Source organism: Lelliottia nimipressuralis (genome assembly GCF_004115925.1).
Lineage (GTDB): Bacteria > Pseudomonadota > Gammaproteobacteria > Enterobacterales > Enterobacteriaceae > Enterobacter > Enterobacter nimipressuralis.
In genome coordinates this window covers 37,478-54,003 of record NZ_SDDX01000008.1, presented here as the reverse complement: position 1 = coordinate 54,003, position 16,526 = coordinate 37,478, and the positions used below count along the sequence as shown (strand labels likewise).

The following is a 16,526-nucleotide window of genomic DNA, read 5'->3' as shown; positions in this document are numbered from 1 at the left end:
CGTGCAAGACGAAGCCATCATCTTTCTGCGGGTACAGAGCGCCCCCGGCGGAGTCGCTATTTTTAAAATAGTGCTCACCGTTGTTATCTTCAGAGCGGCCGATGCCCGCCAGCAATTAGTGGCAACATCAGATGAATCGATTTATTTGCTTTGGGTTAACTTGTATTCGGCGTTTTTTGTGTTATATAAAGCCCTGTGATTTATAAAGATATTATTTGAATGGTCTGAAAATGATATAGCTATAAATAACGGAATATGCAAATGAAGCGCCAATTATGGACAAGTTAACCCCTTCTGAATTGAATAGTTTTCTGCCGGTTTGTACAGCTTGCGCGAGGGTGCTGAGCCTTGTGGTATAAGGCTTTGCTGTTTTTTGTCTGTCATTTGTTAAATATAATACCAAAGCATTTATTTGAATATATTTGCTATTTTTGAATGTAAATAGGTATTTAATTAAGGCGGGCTTAATTGTTAATTCAGGTGGGATTAAGAAATTATTTATACGATATATTATGTTTGCGACCGAATTAAAAATAAAAATGGCGGGCGGTGAAGAGTGTGCTATTAGAGACAGGAATTAAGCCTGCGTTAATTATTATCTGAATCTACCGTTCACTGATGACGGATGGCATAGGCCATAAGTATGATTTCGGCTGTCATTTCAACTGCATTTTCTGCGAATAGAATCGGGCGCTCGGGCGTTTACTCCTTGTTGACCTGCCCACCTTCACCAGGAGTAGAAAATGAACGCATCCTCAGTCCGTACCTTTACCCGTCCTCTGGCTATCCCGGTGCTGTTATTTTTGTTACAGACCCCGCAGGGCTTTGCCATGGGCAATACTGATACTGAAAGCAAAACGCCGGACTGCCCTTCAGGGCAGGTCTACGACAGTGTGAGTAAGAAGTGTGTCCCGGAGAAAACCAGCAGCCTCAGCGATGAGGACAAAACCAATTATGCGTACCACCTCGCGAAAAAAGGCGAGTATCAGGCGGCATTGAACCTGCTGGATACGTTAAAAAACGCCAACACGGCCGAGGCGTGGAACTACCGTGGCTATGCGACCCGCAAACTGGGGCGCACGGATGAAGGCATTGGCTATTACCAGCGATCGCTCGCCCTGCAGCCCAACTATGCCAAAGCGCGGGAGTATCTGGGGGAAGCATGGATGGTAAAAGGTCGCCCGGATCTGGCGAAAGAACAGCTTAAAGTCATTGCCGGGATCTGCGGCCAGGATTGCGAAGAGTACCGCGATCTGCAGGCGGCAATCGACGGGCATCCGGAGTCCTGATCTCTGCGGGAGGGGTAGAAAATCACAACCAGTGACGTTCGCCAACAGCTGGCGGCACATCTGACGCGTCTCTGGCGCTACGGACTGGTGCTGTCGCGCAACCGGGATCTGGCTGAAGAGCTGGTTCAGTCGACCTGCGTCCGCGCGCTCGAAAGGAGCGCGCAATATACGCCTGGCACGCGGATCGACCGTTGGCTGTTCTCGATTTTACACTCGATCTGGATCTCCGAACTGCGCGCGCGCCACGTCCGCCAGGGGCAGGGGTTTGTCCCTGGCGAAGATCTGATCGCCCCGGATACCCACGGGCAGGATGACGATCGTCTGCATTATCAGCAAATCATGCAGCGGGTGAATGACCTCCCGGAAGCCCAGCGCAACACGCTGTTTTTAGTCTATGTCGAAGGATTTACCTACCAGGAGGCGGCGGATACGCTGTCGGTTCCCATCGGCACCATCATGAGCCGACTGGCAACGGCGCGGGCGCGGCTCGCCAAAACGGTGGATGTCCGTCCGGTGGCGAAGGAGAAACGCTCATGAACTCGTTACGTTTTACGCCCCCTTATCACGACGATGCGATTATCGCCTGGCTGGATGGCGAGATGGAGAGCGCCGACGCCCGTGTTTTTGAAGCACAACTGTGTGTGGATACCTCCCTGGCACAGCGCATGGAGACGCTGAAAAACAGCCATCAGGACTATCAGCAGGCGTTTGCCCCGTTGCTGAAAGAGGCACCCGAAGCGCAGATGCAGCAGCGGCTCGATAACTATCTTGCAGGCGCGCGCGCAGGCGTCAGCCGACGTGCGCTGATTGCCGCGTCACTGAGTTTCCTGGCGATCGGTTCCGGGCTGGGGTATCTGGCGCGCCCTATGGCGGTGATAATGAGTGAGAACGAGCAGATTCGCGATCTTGAAGCTCAGTATATGTCGCTTTACAGCGCTGAAACCCTGCTGGATGTCGACAACTCGCCGTCGGTGATTGCCCAGGGGCTCCAGCGAACCGCCCAGGATATCGGCCTGAAAGTGAATGAGCAGCAGCTGGCTATTGCGGGCGCCGAGCTGAAGATGGTGCGGATGCTGCGCTACGACAGCACCGCTATCGCGCAGATCGTCTGGCTGCACGCGGATTTCGGCCCGCTGGCGCTGTGCATTTCGCCCCTTGAGAAGGCCGTTGTCACGGATATCAAAAACGAGCAGCGGCACAGCATGAATATTGCCTGGTGGAACGACAGTGACTATCAGTATGTGCTGATTGGCCGCACCCCGTCGAAGGCGCTCACCGCCAGCGCACGCCAGCTGCAGTTAAGGCTCTTATGACGCGTGGGCGTCGATCGCAATTTTTATCGCGATGCGGTCATCTACCACCATCGCGAATTTATCCATGTGGTAGGCGGAGCGTGAGATGGCGGTGGTGGCATTAAGGGAGATTGCCTCCGCCGCGTTGTCTTCATCCAGAGTCGCTTCCAGGATCACCGGGCGCTGAATGTCTTTGACCTTTAGCGAGCCAAACACTCTGTAATGGCCATCGCCCAGCGCCACAACCCGGGTACTGCTGAACCTGATCGTAGGGTAGCGTGCGGCATCGAAAAACATATCGCTCTTGAGCTGCCAGGTGAGCAGACGGTTAGAGGCCACCAGCGTGGCGACGGGAATGGTCACATCAATGCGATCGGCAAATTCATTGGTCGGGTCCAGAGTGACGTTTCCCGTCACGCCATTGAGATTCGCCCAGGAAAGGATGCCGCCAAAGGCATGCCACGACAGGGTGATGGGCGTTTTTTCGCTGTTAATGGCGTAGGTGACCGGCATCGCGTAGAGGGCAGGGCACAGCAGCATAACCATGAGCAGGGTGACAGAGCGAATCATGAGGCAATCTCCAGTAGGCGGGCAAAGTGTAAACGCGTAGGGAGGGAGATTTATTCGCAGGGATCAGAAATAAAAAAGGCCGCGAGGGCGGCCTTTATCGGGGGGAGAAAACTTATTCAGTGACTTTCTTTTCCAGCGACGAAGCGCCTTCTTTGGTTTTGTTCCAGCCTTTCTCCGTCCCTTCTTTAGTGGCATCCCAGCCCTTCTCGGTGCCTTCTTTGGTTTTATGCCAGGCTTTCTGGGAGTCTTCACTCACTTTGCTGCCGAAGCTTTCGCTTTTACCTTCAGCGGCGTGTTTGGATTTGAGCTTCAGCTCTTCACCTTTGTTCTGCTCTTCATGCAGTTTTTGTTTCGCGTCATTGGCGTTCGCTTTCGCGGCGGCAACGGTGTCGTCGGTTGCGTGTGTGGTTGCGGCAAAAACAGGTGAAGCCAGCAGAAGTGCAGATAATGCAATAATTGTCTTTTTCATAATATCCTCAATTCACGTTATTCATGTTATGAGCGTGATTAAGAATGGCACGAGCGAAGCGGCATGGCTTTAGGAAAAAACTGTAAGTGGATCAAGGGTAAAAATTCAGGCGTGCGTTAAAGATGCTTATCACCTCTGCCAACAAGAGATATTCCGCCGCGGTTTAAGACAGATTCAGGCCACTTATAAATAGGGCGCAGAGTAATCGCGGCGGGTAAATGCCACAGGGCTGGGCGTCGGTTTACTGGCTCGGTATTCAGCAGGCTGCGCCTGTCATTTACGGCACACAGTCACGCAGTAATGTGCGCGTTTTTCTCTGTTCACGATAACAATCGCTGAAAAATTTCAGCCGGTGGCCGATAAACACGTTAGGGTTCTCGTGAAAAGAGCATTGCGTTGTGTGTTGTTTGCCGGGCGAGACGACATTCTGGAATATTGAACGATTCCATTATTAATGATTTTGGTGGGAAATCACAAAAGTAGCATCCGTCCTCAACGTTTTAGTGATGAAATTTAGCGAGCCGAAACGCATATTGAATGTTTAAAAAAAAAATGGAGCCTGTCAGGGACAAATACCGCTTACTTTTGGTGTAATATTATTACAGCCTTGCCAGAAGTAACTGATTCCAGGGGCGTTGTTATTGCCGATGACTTTGCTTGTAAGGACGGTGTTACTTATTACTGTAAGTTAACGTAGGGTCAGGGATGCCAACACTTCCTTGTGGATGTCTTGAAAAGTTTGTCGGGTGAGAAAAATCATGTGAACACAGGTTTTGGCTACCCTTATTTTTTCTGGATAAATCAATAAAAAACAGGAGATATCACATGGTCAGTAAGTCATTGATAACCAGCCTCAATAATATTAAAGGCCTGGATTTAAATCTTTTACTCACATTTGAAGCCGTTTATCAGCACAGAAGTGTTACTAAAGCTGCGGGTCTGTTAAACATTTCGCCACCAGCAATCAGCCAGTCATTAACCAAACTCCGGGAGTTTTTTGGCGATCCGCTCTTTGTCCGCGAAGGTAAGGGGCTGGTGGTGACAACGACGGCCGAGAGCCTGCATGCGCTGCTAAGCGAACATTTCCATGCCCTGCTGGATAACCTCAATAACTTCTCCGATAAAAACATCAAATCACGGTTCGTCATTCATGCCACGCCGTATGCGGCATTACGTATCCTGCCTGAGATTTTCTCGATGATCGAAAAAAGTGGGATTAACTGTGAGATCGTCCATCTTAGCTCGGACCCGAATTTTGATAATGCTGAAGATATTCTTATCTATCGCAAAGCCGATATCATTTTTGATACCACCTCACACTATGGATTTTCAACCATCACTGAGCCGTACACGGTCGAAAAAGCGGTCGCCATTTGTCGTAAGGATCATCCGCGACTGAAAGATAAGCTTACGCACGAAAGTATGAAAACTGAGAAATCCACCTTTTTGAATATCAAATCAAACGGCTTACAACAAACACAATCGGATATTGAGAATTATTTCGGGGAAAGAACCTTCTCGTTTTCGAGTAGCTCATTGCATGTCAATGCCTCTATCGTTGAACGTTCGGATTCAGTGAGCTTTATTCCAGAGTGGTTCGCGCGGAAGTTTTCAGATATTTATAACTTTAAAATACTGGAGTGCGATTTTTCACCGCAGCCGGTAAATATATTCATGACCTACAATAAAGCATCGTTGAGAAACAATAATTTCGTGGGATTATTAAACATCATAAAAGAGTGTAAAAGTTCTTTTAAATGAAAGGAGTACAAGAGAATGCTCAAATGGCATTTTCTTGTACCCAGAGGTTTTGAGATCAGTAGCGTGGTGGCGTTAACAATCTGTCTACTTACTTGTAAGCAACTGCCATTTGAATTGCGGTTGAAACACTGCCTGGTGTAACGGCTGAACCTTTCCCATCATTTTTCACATGGACTTTCATGTTGTAAGCACCAGCATGGGTTGAAGGGTCAGGGACAACGTTATAGGTTTTGCCATTCCCGAGGTTTGCTGAGGAATAGCTTGATACCAGTTCAACCTCAACGTTTTTCGCCGTACCCGAGTTAGCATAGTAATCGGTATTAGAGGCAGTGCCAGAGAATGTAGCGACGGCGCTTGTCGTTGTCGCCGGGCAGTCGGTCAGATTGACCGAGAAGCTCACATAGGCAGATGAGGTGCCGGTAGTCGCTAACTTCGTGGCATCAATATCGCCCAGGTCGACGTTTTTCACGGCTTCTATAGTACAGGGCGAAGCCACCACGGTGGCGGTAATATTGATTGTCGAATCAGCAGCGCTTGCATTGCCGGAAAGTGCAAATAAGGCTAGCGGCACTAACCCAAGAGAAATCAACGTATTGTTGCGACTAGATTTTCCCTTCATGATAAATCCTTAATAAAACTTTGTTGATGGTATTCAAACGATTAATACAAGGCTGGAGCAATAAAAGCTTCGAATTCCTGTACGTAGAAATGCTGCTAGCAACAGCGTGGTGGCGTTAACAAACGGTCTACTTACTTGTAAGCAATTGCCATTTGAATTGCACTTGAAACACTGCCCGGTGTAACGGCAGAGCCTTTACCATCATTTTTGACATGGGTTTTCAAATTATAGGATGAAGCATGTGTTGCAGAGTCAATGGTAACGTTCATTGACTTTCCATTGCCCATATTTGCGGAGGAATAGCTGGTGACCAGTTCTACCTCAACATTTTTTGCTGTGCCCGAGTTAGCATAGTAATCGGTATTAGAGGCGGTGCCAGAGAATGTAGCGGTGGCGCTTGTCGTTGTCGCCGGGCAGTCGGTCAGATTGACCGAGAAGCTCACATAGGCAGATGAGGTGCCGGTAGTCGCTAACTTCGTGGCATCAATATCGCCCAGGTCGACGTTTTTCACGGCTTCTATAGTACAGGGCGAAGCCACAACGGTGCCGGTAATATTGATCGTCGAATCAGCAGCATGTGCATTACCTGACATTGCTAATAAAGCAAGGGGCACTAACCCCAGAGAAATTAACGTATTTTTGCGACTAGATTTTCCCTTCATTATAAATCCTTAATAAAGCTTTGTTGATGGTATTCAAACGATTAACGTCCGAGGGGAACAAGAGAAGACTCCTGAACGGTACTTAATACAAATATAGGAAACTTTAGAAAAGTAACGGATATTACGCACTGCAAGAAGATTATCATTCCATCGTAAATAAAGTCTCTTAATCATGCATTAAGGTCCGCTTAATGATTTGAAACACCTTGTAATATCAGCACTTTACCTTTGTGAAGTGCATTTAAGGCTACCGGTGCTTTAAATTAGATGACGACAAGGCTCATTCAACTAAATATTATGGCGCCAGTGGAGTGCACCACCTGGTTTTAAACACAAACCGTTATCAGAAGTCGTTCTACTGAAGGTCTGCACCACTATATCTGTGTTACTACATGAATTAATTCCCAAGTGAATGGGTTAGTCTCTAAATAAAGGATGTAAAATGAAATTTGTTAAATTAGCAGTCCCTGCGCTGATCGTTGCTGGCATGTTTAGCTCTGCTGCTATGGCAAGCGATGGCACCATTAATTTCACCGGTGATATCGTCAACGCACCTTGCGTCGTTTCCACTGACACGCAAAATCAGAACGTGAACCTGGGTCAGGTGAAGTCTTCTGTCTTTGCTAAAGCGAAAGATTCTTCAGCTTACAAAGATTTTAAAATCGTTCTGGAAGAGTGCTCAACTACCACGCTGAAGAACACCAACATCACCTTCCGCGGTTCAAGTGATGAAGTGAATAAGGACCTGTTAAGCATCGGTGGTCAGTCTGGTGCCGCTAAAGGCGTGGGCATTGAAATTTCTGATGCGACTTCCGCTACCGTTATTCCACTGAACAAGGCCAGCTCCGACTATGCTCTGACCGATGGTCAAAATACGCTGATGTTCAAAGCGCGCTACGTCGCTACCGCAGTACCAGTTGTTTCTGGTCACGCAAATTCTCAGGCTGAATTCCAGCTCGCATATAAGTAAATAATTCAGGGCACCAACATCCGTTGGTGCCCGCCTTTGAGGAATTAATTGTGAAATTCAACGTAAAATGTCTTGCTGCTGGTTTAATGCTGGCTGCGGCGGCTCCGTCTGCATTCGCTGTGGGTGGCGTGGTCGTGGGTTCTACGCGAGTGGTATATGATGCTAAAAATAAAGAAGCGTCACTCACCGTATCTAACAAAACTGAAAAACAGTATTTCCTTATTCAGTCCTGGGTTGATGACAGCAACGGAAATAAAAGCGTTCCCTTTTCGTTAACGCCACCGTTATTTCGCTTAAATGCGGGCAAAGAAAATATGCTGCGCATTATCAAAACCCCGGGCGACCTTCCTGCCGATCGTGAATCTGTATTTTGGGTCAACGTAAAAGCGATTCCGCCTGCGCCAGAAGAAGGCGAATCACAGAATGTGCTGCAACTGGCGATTAAAACACGAATTAAGCTTTTCTACCGTCCAACAAGCTTAACGACAAAAGTCGAAGATGCGCCAGCGCAGCTGCAATGGTTCCACTCAGGCAATAAATTACTGGTGAAAAACCCGTCCGAGTATGCGGTGACGTTAGACCAGGTAAAAATTAATGGTAACGAAGTAAAAGACGTCAATATGGTTTTACCAAAAGGCGAAGCAACGTATGAGTTCCCTGCTGCTGCGGGTAGTGCTCAGGAATTGCAGTTTACCGCGATAACGGATTACGGCGGAAGCACTAATCCTGTCAAAGCTGCGATTAAATAATCCTCTTTTTTCAATGGAATCATGATCAAGAGATAGCGAATGTCACACGTTAAAATATCCACAATGGATTACAATTTTTTCAAAAATACGTATAAAAAGAAAAAATTTGGATATTTTGCTATGGGTAGCATCGTCCTGGCTGCTTTTTCGCAGGGCTGTTACGCCGAAGCTAATTTCAATCCAGCATTTCTTGAACATGTTGATGGCGACGTAGCCGACCTGTCGGCATTTGCTTCCGACAACGGCGGTCAACAACCAGGGAGATACCTGGTTGATATTATTGTCAACGATGCCAAAGTTGATCACCGCTATGTTGAGTTTATCGCGACGCCACAGAACGGTACGGATATTGATAAAGAGAAATCGGTTGGCCTTACTCCCTGCTTTACGCAAGAGGAGCTTGAGTCTTATGGGGTGAAATTTCCGAAAAAGGCCGATGAGCAAGCATCGAACGACGAGAGCGATGCCGCTGAAGGCAAGCCAAAGGAAGCGGCCACTAAAGCAGAATGTTCACTGACGTTGCTTACCGTAAAAGACGCGACATCTGAGTTTGATTTTGGGCAACAACGATTGCTCATTACCATCCCACAGGCATTGATTGCACAAAATGCCCGGGGCTACGTTGATCCTAAAAACTGGGACGATGGGATCACCGCGCTGCTGCTCGACTATGATTTTTCGGGCGCAAACGAGAAGCAAAAAGATAATGGTTCGTCGTTCTCCTCGAGTTCTTCGGACTCTTCGGAATCCGGCTCAGAAAGTAACAGCAGCGATAATAGCTATTACCTGAACCTACGCTCCGGTTTCAATCTCGGCCCGTGGAGATATCGCAACAACTCCGCGCTGAATAAAAGCAACGGTGAACGCAAGTGGCAAAGCATCAATAACTACGTGCAGCGTAGTATTGTGTTTCTAAAATCGCAGCTGGTGATGGGGGATAGTTTCTCCACATCAGATATCTTTGACGGCCAGCAGTTCAGAGGCGTCCAGATTGCTTCTGACGATGAAATGCTACCGGACAGCCTGCAAGGGTTTGCGCCCATCGTCAGGGGCATCGCGAAAACGAACGCCCAGGTCACCATTAGCCAAAATGGATACGTTATCTATCAAAGCTATGTGTCACCCGGTGCATTCGAAATTTCGGATCTCTATCCCAGCGGTAACAGCGGCGATCTGACGGTGGAAGTAAAGGAAAGCGACGGAAGTTTGCAAACCTTTGTCCAGCCATATGCGTCAGTACCTGTGTTACAGCGTGAAGGGCGCACGAAATATAGCGTAACGGCGGGTGAATACCGCGACGGCTATGGCGGTTCTACGCCGACCTTTGGGCAATTTACGTTGATTCACGGCTTTGCAAAAGGCCTGACGATGTATACCGGTATGCAGGGAAGTAAAAACTACGCTGCGCTGGCGCTCGGGGTGGGGAGTAACTTAGGCGAAATTGGCGCCGTTTCATTGGATGTGACACAGGCAAAAACAGATCTGCCTGATGGTGTCACTGAGAAGGGGCAGTCGTATCGTTTCCTGTTTGCAAAATCATTTGTGAACAGCGGAACCGACTTTAGATTATTGGGTTATCGTTATTCCACCAGTGGTTTCTATACCCTTCAGGAGTCTGTTGACCTTAATGATGAAGATAACAGCCTCGCAAAATTTGATATACGTACACATAAGCGGAGCAAAATTGAAGGGTCGATTAACCAGTCATTACCGGAAGAGATGGGTTCATTCTATTTTTCGGCCAGTGTACAGGATTATTGGGGCGATGATTCAAAGGAACAAACGTTGCAATGGGGTTATAGCAATGTCTGGAACGGTATTGCGTATAATCTGGCGTTTAATAACAGCTATATCTCCGGTCAGGATAGTGATAAACAATTTACGCTGAGTGTATCGTTACCTTTAGACCGCTGGCTGAAAGGCTCATGGGCAACCTATAACATGACCCATGACAGTAATGGGCAAGTCACCCAGCAGGCGGGTATAAGCGGCACGTTACTGAATGATAACAACCTTAATTACAGTGTGAGTCAAAGCCAGGGCAATAAAGGCCAGGGCGGTTCAGGCAATACCAATATTATGTATCAAGGGCGTTATGGTAACGCGAACGTTGGCTATAGCTATAACAAATATTCTAATCGCCTGAATTATGGCTTGAAAGGTGGAGCCGTTGTTCATAGTGGCGGTATCACGCTTTCTCAACCCTTAGGCGAGACAGTGGCTTTAGTTGCTGCGCCAGGGTCAGGTGATACTAGAATAAAGAATACCAACGGCATCCATACCGATGAAGAGGGTTACGCGGTACTGACGTATATTTCACCTTATCGTCGAAATACGGTTTCTCTTGATACCACAAGTTTACGACAGAATGTGGAATTAGATGAAAGCGCCAAAGATGTCGTGCCGACACGCGGTGCCGTAGTTAAAGCGTCATTCGTTACGCATATCGGTTATCGCGTAATGATGCAAATAAAACAAAATAATGGAAAGTTTTTGCCCTTTGGTACCTCTGTTTCCCTCCAGAACAACGATGGTGGAATTTCAGCAGGTTTAGTCGGTGAAGCGGGCGAAGCTTATTTAAGTGGACTCCCGGCTAAGGGATCGCTTCTCGCGCAATGGGGTAAAGGAGTTGGGGAATCGTGTACGGTAAATTACCAGATCCCCGAAAGTCAGGCGGAAATTGACATCATCAGTCTTAAAGAAATTTGTGAAGTTCACTAATTTCATACATTAACTCAACGTAAGTAAGGAAAAAAAAATGAACATGAATGGAAAAAAAATCGCGTTGTTCGCGCTGTCGGCGATTGCTCTTAGTGGTGCAATGGGGTCTAACGCTTTTGCTGCTGACAGCACGATCAACGTAAAAGCGAATATCGTTTCGCCAACCTGCGTCGTGTCGACGGATTCACAGAACGTTTCTATCCCTTTGGGTGAGGTTCAGGCAAACACCATTGCGGCTGCAAAAAGCTTTTCACCATGGTCGACCAACTACACGATTAACCTGACGGGCTGCCCAAGCGTCACCACTAAGGTCAATGCGACCTTCGCCGGTACTGCGGATACCAACGACGCGAATGGCTATGCCAACGCAGCGTCAGGGGGTTCAAAAGCCGTGAGTACGCAGCTGGCGAAAACCGACGGCACAACGTTCCTGAAGAACGGCTCCAGCTATGGCAACGTCGCGGTAAGTAGTGGGAACGTCAGCTTTACGGTTAAAGCCCGTCTCTACAGCGAAAAAGGTGCTGTTGCGCCAGGTGCGGTAAGTTCTGCTGTGCAGGTTACCTTCACCTATAGCTAAGCGGCTACGGATAAGTGAGCAAAGGATGGTGAAAACAATCGTGACGGCGTTCTTTGCATTGTTGCTTATATCGGAGTCGAATGCCTTTGCCGATGAAGGAACAGCATTGAATATATCTGCCAATATCGTGGCCTCTCCCTGTACGTTATCGGAAGACACGGTACATGGTAATGTTTCGCTGGGCAGTTTTTATACTAACGAACTGAGTAATCGCGGGGATGCAACAGGCTGGGTGCCTTTTGCATTGAAATTGACGGAGTGCCCGGTGACGACAACAGCGGTTTCTGTCGTCTTCACGGGCGAAGCCGACGAGAGTAACTCTGATTTCTTTAAAAACATGGGAAGCAGTTCTCATGTGGCGATTGAAATCAAAGACACCGGCGGCAGTATTGTCCGGAATGGCGCCACTCGTACGATTACCGTCAACCCATCACATGATGCCGTACTGGATTTGCAATCCCGAATGGTTACCCCGCAGGGGAGTGCCACCGCGGGTTCTGTGACAGGATTAGTCGAACTCTCTTTCTCCTATCAATAACGCTGGGCAGCATCCAGGATGCTGCTCAGCATTTAACAAGAAGTATGACTATGCGCAAAAAAGTAAAAAGTTTTTTTATGACTTTCATCATTTTTACCTTATTCCCTGCGATCGCAAACGCGGGAATTGCGCTAGGTGGCACAAGGCTCATTTACGACGCGCGCGAGAAATCTGCCGCTATAGATGTATTAAACACGGAACAACAAATTTATCTTATTCAGGCGTGGGTAGAAGGTGCCGATAAAACCCCCGTGCCGTTTGTGCTGACACCGCCACTTTTCAAAATCAATAAAAAGAGTCAGCGCAGTTTACGCGTGATGAAAACACAATCATCTTTACCGGATAATAAAGAATCCTTGTTTTGGTTAAGTGTTAAAGCTATCCCGTTAGCCGAAAAAAAAGCGGGGACGGTCGAGCTTGCCGTTAAAACCAGAATAAAATTAATTTATCGCCCTAAGGGGCTGGACGAACCTGCAAGCGATATCAGTAACAAACTGAAGTGGTCATTACAGCAAAATACGCTGTCTGTAGCGAATCCGACGCCCTATTACATCAGTTTTTACTCTGTGAAACTGAATGAGACGATATTAAATGATGTGAAGGTAATTGCACCTTTTTCATCCGTTAACTTCACGTTATCCGGCGTTGATCTCCACGGCGTTCTGTCATGGATGACAATTAATGACTATGGTGCGAAAAGTGAACTTTTTTCCACGCAAATTTAAACACAACTGATTAATCTGTGAGTAATGTTATGTTGAAATATAAATCTTCAGTTTCACCGGCTGTGATTATTTTAGGGCTGCTGGCGGGTGTCTGTACTGCATTATTTTGTGGTTCTGCTTCGGCAGCAGGGACTGGTCGTTGCACCCCTGGTACGACGGGTGGCCACTCGAACCCTACAAAGGAATTTTCTTTCAGCTACAATAGAACGATTACGTCACCGGCGGATAATAAAACAGGTGAGACCCCTGTCGTGTATGAGTGGGATTTAGGCGACTATTATACAGCCCAATGTGATACGGATCAGTCAGGGCCGACTTTTTATTTCAAGGCGGATGCCTGGGGGGCACCTGTTGGGCATGCGAGCCAATGGTTTATTCTTGATAACAACATCGAATATCAAACTGTAATCATGGTATATGATGGTGATGGGGATAAGGATAATTATTATACCGTTCCTTTTAACGACATTCCTAATAATGTATCTCATGGTAATATAATGAATAAAGATACAAAATTTTATACTGGAAGTAAGGGGAACGTAAAGCTCTATATCAGACGTCCGTTTGTCGGCAAGCATATCATTCCCATAACTTATCTGGCCAGACTTTATGCCACGACCACCAAAGGTTCTTATGCTGCAAGGAATGTAGCGGAAGTCACCATGTCAGGAGTCGTTACCGTGCCTCAATCCTGTGTTATAAATGAGGGTGACATTATCAATATCGATTTCGGTAATATTGCGCAAAATGCGTTTAACACCAAAGGGCAGCCTCCAACCGGGTTCTCTAAAAAGAGAGTCGATTTTTCAATAAAATGTTCAAACATTGCTAATGGCGTAGACGTGAGCCTTGAATTTAATGCTACGCCGGATACGACTGACTCAACGGCTGTAAAAACAGACAACAAAGATATCGCCATTCGCCTGGACGATACCTCAAACAATCCGATCAGCCCTAAGGGGGGCGAGATCCCGGTAAACTTTAACTACAACAACCAAACCGGTACCAGTGCGATGCAGCTTTATCCGATTAACTCGACTGGCAATGTGCCAGAAACAGGGATATTCAATTCCCAGGTGACGGTTACAGTGGATATACAGTAAAAAAACGAAACCGGCATGGCAGCGCAGAAGAATGAGTGTGTGATTCTCAAGTGAAAGGGAAATGCTGGCCGTGTAACCCGCGATAACGCCGGGCATAGCCGAAGGCCGTTTTATCAGCAGCCAACAGAGCGGGAATGCCGGCAGTCTGGCCCGGTGCGAGAGAGATTTTCGCACCGGTCGGGAGTAACACCGCCTTTTAGCGCCTTACGCCTTTTCCCCCGACATTAATAAACGCATACCTCACTCCAGAGTTCCGGCTGGAATGTAGATAGCGGATTTAAGCCAGTGAAAGGATCAGTGTCGGTATTTTTTCCGCTCAAAAGAAGAGACTGTTTTTAACCGTAAAACCCTTTCTACACACGCTGGTGAGCTTGCGATCACCAGCCGTGATGATGGCCGTGTTTTGATGGCATCAGCTGGTGATGATGCGGTTGATCATGATGTGGTTCATGGTGATGACCGTGGGGGCCAGCCATCACGCAGCCGGTCAGAGAACATAATAATGTGGTGGAAACGAGCAGACGTAATAAAGCTTTCATTTTGATAACCCTGAAAATTAAATAAAGGCGTGTGGCCGAAATACTGGAATGTATGCGCTGAGCACGAGATAAATACCCAATTAAAAATCTCTTAGTAAACCTTCACCCGTACCGCCAATCTGGCGACTCTATTTGGTCTTCTTCGCAAAGTTTCCGTCGATATTAAGACCGTAGGTCTGGCGGCCCATGGCGGCGTTAGAGTGGCAATAAAACACCCTCACCCCCACTGCCATCAATTTATATGTCGAATGAGAGCATAAATAGGTTTTTGTTCTTTATTAATGGTGGTTAATAGGTAATTAATCTAACCCACAATTTCCACTCAGTACGTGACACAAACGAATTGCGGCGAATAGGGGCTGCTGATCACATAGGTCTTATCGCGGATCTGTCTCACGCCGAGGTTTAAAGAGGCATTGTCACCCGTAATCTCCAGCCACATCTGGTCGAAGTCAGCGTCTGGCGTGACATCAAGGGGAGAGGGGGTTACTTTATCTATGGTGAAATGATAAGTCTTGTTATCAACTTCTACGCCCTGCGTGAGATAAACAGTGCGTTCCAGATAAGTGCTGCCTTTGGGGGATTTTACATATCCTTCATACTGAATAATGCCCTTGTCTTTATCGTAAAACTGCAGACTTTCCACGATGGAAAATACCAGTTGTCCGTTCTCCACATCCATCTTGACAGTAGAGAATGCTTTGCATTTCAGAGTTGGAATAGCCTTGCCAGAAGGCACAAATGCAAATGCCGCAATGACGGCACAAATCCCCCCAAGGGCTGCTACACGCCATTTTTTTATCATCATGGTTTAATCCATTTGTAATGGTAAAAATTATCGCAGGAAACGATCTCGTTACTCTTCCCAACTGAACACATCGACAATAAGGTTCTGGGGCTATTTTGGGAGGAATAGGACTCTTCGACGTTATAGATAAGCACCTGATTTTTGCCGCACTGCAAATTATTCGCTTTAAGGAGATTATCGACGCGATGCAGGACTGCACCTTTTTCGTCATCCGCAATATCCTTAAGATAAATGACTTCACATCCGGTATCGGGTTGCAGGATCACGGTCATGTCATTGTTAGACGTAGAATAAGCCCACAGGGCAGAAATAATCCCGGCAAGCACGATAATGCCCAGTAAAATTACGCCCCAGTGCCGGGCTGGAGAGGACGTCTGCACGGGCGTTACCGTGTTCGCGGGTGTGACCTGTGCGGGCGGTATCTGTGGCGACGCATTCTCCATGAGAACCACCTTGACCGCCGTATTGAGCTTGAAGCCGACTTTTGGCAACGTGACGATCAGTTCATGACACTCCAGCAGCGCAAGGTTACGCCGCAATATACTCACGTACTGGTTAAGGTTATTACCGGAGGCGTGCAGGCCGTGATTATCCCAGACCGTTTCAAGCAGGTATTCCCGCGTCAGGTCGCGGCCTTCTGAGGCCAGAAATTCTTCCAGTAGACGTGCTGCCGGAAGGGGAAGTTTAATCACATCCTGACTGGCGGGATAATACAGTGTGCCATCGTCTGAATTGAATTCTATCGCATTATCAATAAGATATTTCATCTTGCCCTGATCGAAATGAGTAAAGTCACTCGAATCTTGTCGTCATTCAAAAACGCTTCAGAGTATGAGTATACAGGCTAATTTCTGCCTGCCGGATCTGAACCGGGGATATGTAAAACTCTTAGCCTCATTGGCCTAAAAGTGAATTTTTATGTTGCGTGTGCCTGTTCTATAAAAATAAAAATCTATATATACCCCCATCGGGTAATTAAATTGTCTGTCATGCGAAAACGCGGTTTCCTGCCTGCATTCTTTATTGCGCAGGAGTGGTTTGTGGAGATCACCTTTACTGATTTTCTCATTGGGTTTTCATCTTTCCTCGACTTGATAAACCCTGAAAGCGGTCCCCGCGGCGTGCGGCGAGCCT

Annotated in this window: 19 protein-coding genes; 12 read left to right on the top strand and 7 right to left on the bottom strand. The window is 47.3% G+C overall.

Annotated features, from left to right (window positions below):
- Position 1: 1 nt before the first annotated feature.
- The 4 genes from ETG88_RS06660 (at position 2) to ETG88_RS06645 (ending at position 2,602) form a co-directional block, all read left to right on the top strand.
- On the top strand, positions 2-199 hold the full coding sequence (locus ETG88_RS06660; protein WP_100779228.1) for a hypothetical protein: 198 nt from the start codon (positions 2-4) through the stop codon (positions 197-199).
- Between the two features lie 544 nt (positions 200-743).
- Positions 744-1,289, top strand: coding sequence for a tetratricopeptide repeat protein (locus tag ETG88_RS06655; RefSeq protein WP_102105388.1), 546 nt, complete (start codon positions 744-746; stop codon positions 1,287-1,289).
- Between the two features lie 60 nt (positions 1,290-1,349).
- Entirely contained in the window at positions 1,350-1,826 is a 477-nt protein-coding gene (locus tag ETG88_RS06650) for a sigma-70 family RNA polymerase sigma factor (protein ID WP_231276845.1), read from the top strand.
- A complete protein-coding gene (locus ETG88_RS06645; protein WP_129035008.1) occupies positions 1,823-2,602 on the top strand; it encodes an anti-sigma factor family protein in 780 nt (259 codons plus the stop codon). The genes ETG88_RS06650 and ETG88_RS06645 overlap by 4 nt, the downstream gene beginning before the upstream one ends.
- Here the strand turns inward: ETG88_RS06645 and ETG88_RS06640 are convergent.
- Positions 2,597-3,151 carry a YceI family protein gene (locus ETG88_RS06640; RefSeq protein WP_107702993.1) on the bottom strand — a complete coding sequence of 185 codons (555 nt, stop codon included), beginning with the start codon at positions 3,149-3,151 and terminating at the stop codon, positions 2,597-2,599. The two genes, ETG88_RS06645 and ETG88_RS06640, sit on opposite strands and share 6 nt — an antisense overlap.
- A gap of 112 nt (positions 3,152-3,263) precedes the next feature.
- Entirely contained in the window at positions 3,264-3,620 is a 357-nt protein-coding gene (locus ETG88_RS06635; RefSeq protein ID WP_102105384.1) for a hypothetical protein, read from the bottom strand.
- Positions 3,621-4,445: 825 nt separating this feature from the next.
- On the opposite strand from ETG88_RS06635, the gene ETG88_RS06630 reads away from it, so the two are divergent.
- Positions 4,446-5,381: a LysR family transcriptional regulator gene (locus tag ETG88_RS06630; protein ID WP_129035007.1), complete on the top strand. Its 936-nt coding sequence runs from the start codon at positions 4,446-4,448 to the stop codon at positions 5,379-5,381.
- 88 nt (positions 5,382-5,469) lie between these two features.
- Here ETG88_RS06630 and ETG88_RS06625 read toward each other — a convergent pair whose 3' ends face one another.
- On the bottom strand, positions 5,470-6,000 hold the full coding sequence (locus tag ETG88_RS06625; protein WP_129035006.1) for a fimbrial protein: 531 nt from the start codon (positions 5,998-6,000) through the stop codon (positions 5,470-5,472).
- Between the two features lie 131 nt (positions 6,001-6,131).
- Complete coding sequence (locus tag ETG88_RS06620) at positions 6,132-6,662, bottom strand: fimbrial protein (protein ID WP_129035005.1); 531 nt, start codon at positions 6,660-6,662, stop codon at positions 6,132-6,134.
- Between the two features lie 442 nt (positions 6,663-7,104).
- Here ETG88_RS06620 and ETG88_RS06615 point away from each other — a divergent pair, with 442 nt between their 5' ends.
- Genes ETG88_RS06615 through ETG88_RS06585 form a run of 7 tightly spaced genes read left to right on the top strand, consistent with a single transcriptional unit; the run spans position 7,105 to position 14,045 of the window.
- A complete protein-coding gene (locus ETG88_RS06615) occupies positions 7,105-7,632 on the top strand; it encodes a fimbrial protein (protein ID WP_129035004.1) in 528 nt (175 codons plus the stop codon).
- A gap of 50 nt (positions 7,633-7,682) precedes the next feature.
- Positions 7,683-8,381, top strand: a complete 699-nt coding sequence (locus tag ETG88_RS06610; RefSeq protein WP_233446149.1) for a fimbrial biogenesis chaperone — start codon at positions 7,683-7,685, stop codon at positions 8,379-8,381.
- Between the two features lie 39 nt (positions 8,382-8,420).
- Positions 8,421-11,102 (top strand): fimbria/pilus outer membrane usher protein, encoded by a 2,682-nt coding sequence (locus tag ETG88_RS06605; protein ID WP_129035003.1) that lies wholly within the window; start codon positions 8,421-8,423, stop codon positions 11,100-11,102.
- A 37-nt stretch (positions 11,103-11,139) separates the two neighbouring features.
- Positions 11,140-11,679 (top strand): fimbrial protein, encoded by a 540-nt coding sequence (locus tag ETG88_RS06600; RefSeq protein ID WP_129035002.1) that lies wholly within the window; start codon positions 11,140-11,142, stop codon positions 11,677-11,679.
- Positions 11,680-11,704: 25 nt separating this feature from the next.
- Positions 11,705-12,217: a fimbrial protein gene (locus tag ETG88_RS06595; protein WP_129035001.1), complete on the top strand. Its 513-nt coding sequence runs from the start codon at positions 11,705-11,707 to the stop codon at positions 12,215-12,217.
- Positions 12,218-12,267: 50 nt separating this feature from the next.
- A complete protein-coding gene (locus ETG88_RS06590) occupies positions 12,268-12,942 on the top strand; it encodes a fimbrial biogenesis chaperone (RefSeq protein WP_164971775.1) in 675 nt (224 codons plus the stop codon).
- 17 nt (positions 12,943-12,959) lie between these two features.
- Positions 12,960-14,045 carry a fimbrial protein gene (locus ETG88_RS06585; protein ID WP_129034999.1) on the top strand — a complete coding sequence of 362 codons (1,086 nt, stop codon included), beginning with the start codon at positions 12,960-12,962 and terminating at the stop codon, positions 14,043-14,045.
- 377 nt (positions 14,046-14,422) lie between these two features.
- On the opposite strand, the gene ETG88_RS22265 is transcribed toward ETG88_RS06585, so the two are convergent.
- From ETG88_RS22265 to ETG88_RS06575, 3 genes are all read right to left on the bottom strand, one after another.
- Positions 14,423-14,584, bottom strand: a complete 162-nt coding sequence (locus ETG88_RS22265) for a hypothetical protein (protein ID WP_164971774.1) — start codon at positions 14,582-14,584, stop codon at positions 14,423-14,425.
- A 322-nt stretch (positions 14,585-14,906) separates the two neighbouring features.
- Positions 14,907-15,392 carry a FidL-like protein gene (locus tag ETG88_RS06580; protein ID WP_129034998.1) on the bottom strand — a complete coding sequence of 162 codons (486 nt, stop codon included), beginning with the start codon at positions 15,390-15,392 and terminating at the stop codon, positions 14,907-14,909.
- On the bottom strand, positions 15,389-16,159 hold the full coding sequence (locus ETG88_RS06575; protein WP_129034997.1) for a winged helix-turn-helix domain-containing protein: 771 nt from the start codon (positions 16,157-16,159) through the stop codon (positions 15,389-15,391). The genes ETG88_RS06580 and ETG88_RS06575 overlap by 4 nt, the downstream gene beginning before the upstream one ends.
- Positions 16,160-16,526: the final 367 nt, after the last annotated feature.